Consider the following 1,807-nt stretch of genomic DNA (forward strand, 5'->3'; position numbering starts at 1 on the left):
CCACGCCGATCCGGCGCTGTGGCCCGAGCCGCAGCGATTCGATCCGCTGCGCTTTGCCGCACCCCGCGCGGTGGCGCGTGCCCCCGGTGCCTGGATTGCGCAAGATACGCTGCCTGGCGGCGCCGGGCCGGTGGTGCTGGCGGCGGCGCGGCTGGGGATTGCCCATCTGCTCGATCGCTTTGTCCTGGCCCCGGCGGGCGAAGGCGGCAAGGTCTTGCTGCGCCATGCGGATTGAGGTGGAGGGGCTTGCCCGCTATGGCGGGCGGGCGAATCGCAAGTACGCATGGCCGGGGCCGGGCGTTTGACTGCCACGGGGCGGCCGGACGCATGGCAAAGGCGCAACGCGCGCCTTGACGATTCGTCCACAGCCCGGTAAGGGCGCCGCTTTCCGGCGGGCTTGCCCGCCTTGTCGAACGACTACGTCGAGCAAGCTACCAGGACATTTCCCGGTCTGCCCCATCGGGGTGGCCCGCCAGAGGACGAAACAGGACAGACATGGCCAATACGCCGCAAGCCCGCAAGCGCATCCGTCGCAACGAACGCCGCGCCGAAATCAACGGCAACCGTCTTTCGCGCATCCGCACCTTCGTGAAGAAGGTGGAATCCGCGATCGCTGGCGGCGACAAGGCCGTGGCGGCAGAAGCCCTGCAGGCTGCCCAGCCGGAACTGGCCCGTGGCGTTGCCCGTGGCGTGGTCCACAAGAACACCGCAGCCCGCAAGCTGTCGCGTCTGAGCAAGCGAGTCGCTGCGCTCTGATTCGGCGCTGGGGTATTCCTTTTTCCTGAAGGAATACGCTGCGTACAAATACGGCTTTGGCCGGCGTGATGAACGCCGGCCATTTTCGTCTGCGGCTTATGCGACGGTTCGATGACACGGCCATTTCGGCAAGTGTCGGATTCGTGGCGATTCGCGCGCTCTCTGATTTGCTAATAGCTATAAATTCAATGACTTGGCGATTTGTCGCGTAGTTGTTGAGTCAAGGCTAATTATTTCAGAAATTTTGCGCTCCATGGGCTTGCACAGCCCCCGCAGTGGCTCATAGACAGAGACCACGCCGCGCGCTGGCCGCTTTGCTGTGATGCAGAACGACCGGTGTGTGGTGTCACGGAACATCGCTCAAAACGGCATCCGCCGTGCCCATTGCGGCATCGGCGGACGGGTAAGCTGTGTCTGCGGGCGTGGTTGGTCGGTCTTTGTCCGAAAAGCCGCGTTGGGCGGACACGCTCGCCTTTGTCGGGCGTCCGCAATTCGGGGGTATCTGGCCGCAGGCCTGGAAATTTAGGTGGGACGGCGAAGCGTGAAGATGGATCATTTCGGCGGTGCGAGCGGCGGTGCAGGTGGCACGGCCGCGCTCGGTTCCCAAGGTGGCAATTCCCGAGGGTTGGCAGGTTCCCAGGCTGGAACCGCTGCCCTTGCAACAACCAATGGGCGCGGGGCCGGTCAGGCCGCGACGCTTCGGAAAGGACGTGACGGGGGAATGGAGGACCAAGAAGCTCTCGACCTGGCGGCCGATTGGGCCGACATCAGCCAGGGGCTGAAGAAGGATCTGGGTCCGCAACTGCACACGCAATGGATCAAGCCGATCCAGCTGGGCAGCTTCTGCAAGGAAACCGGCACGCTGGACCTGTTCCTGCCCACTGAATTTTCGGCCAACTGGGTGGCGGATCGCTTTGCCGATCGCCTGTCGCTTGCCTGGAAGATCGCGCGGGCCGAAGTGCGCCAGGTGCGCATCACCGTGCACCCGCGCCGCCGGGCCATGCCCGAGCTGCGCGTGGGCGGCCGTGCTGCGCCCGAACTGCGCGTGCCG

At 65.0% G+C, this 1,807-nt stretch carries 2 protein-coding genes and 1 pseudogene; all 3 read left to right on the top strand.

The window, feature by feature from the left end; translation table 11 throughout:
• Positions 1–235, top strand: a pseudogene (locus H926_RS33145) (hypothetical protein); the annotation flags it as partial.
• 260 nt (positions 236–495) lie between these two features.
• A complete protein-coding gene (rpsT, locus tag H926_RS0108355) occupies positions 496–756 on the top strand; it encodes a 30S ribosomal protein S20 (RefSeq protein ID WP_022675888.1) in 261 nt (86 codons plus the stop codon).
• A 721-nt stretch (positions 757–1,477) separates the two neighbouring features.
• A partial coding sequence (locus H926_RS34085; protein WP_043608649.1) for a DnaA N-terminal domain-containing protein occupies positions 1,478–1,807 on the top strand: 330 nt, incomplete at its 3' end.

The organism is Novosphingobium sp. B-7 (genome assembly GCF_000410615.1).
Lineage (GTDB): Bacteria > Pseudomonadota > Alphaproteobacteria > Sphingomonadales > Sphingomonadaceae > Novosphingobium > Novosphingobium capsulatum.

Coding starts and splice junctions, on each gene's coding strand:
- rpsT (WP_022675888.1), top strand. CDS start 496: ATGGCCAATACGCCGCAAGCCCGCAAGCGCATCCGTCGCAACGAACGC.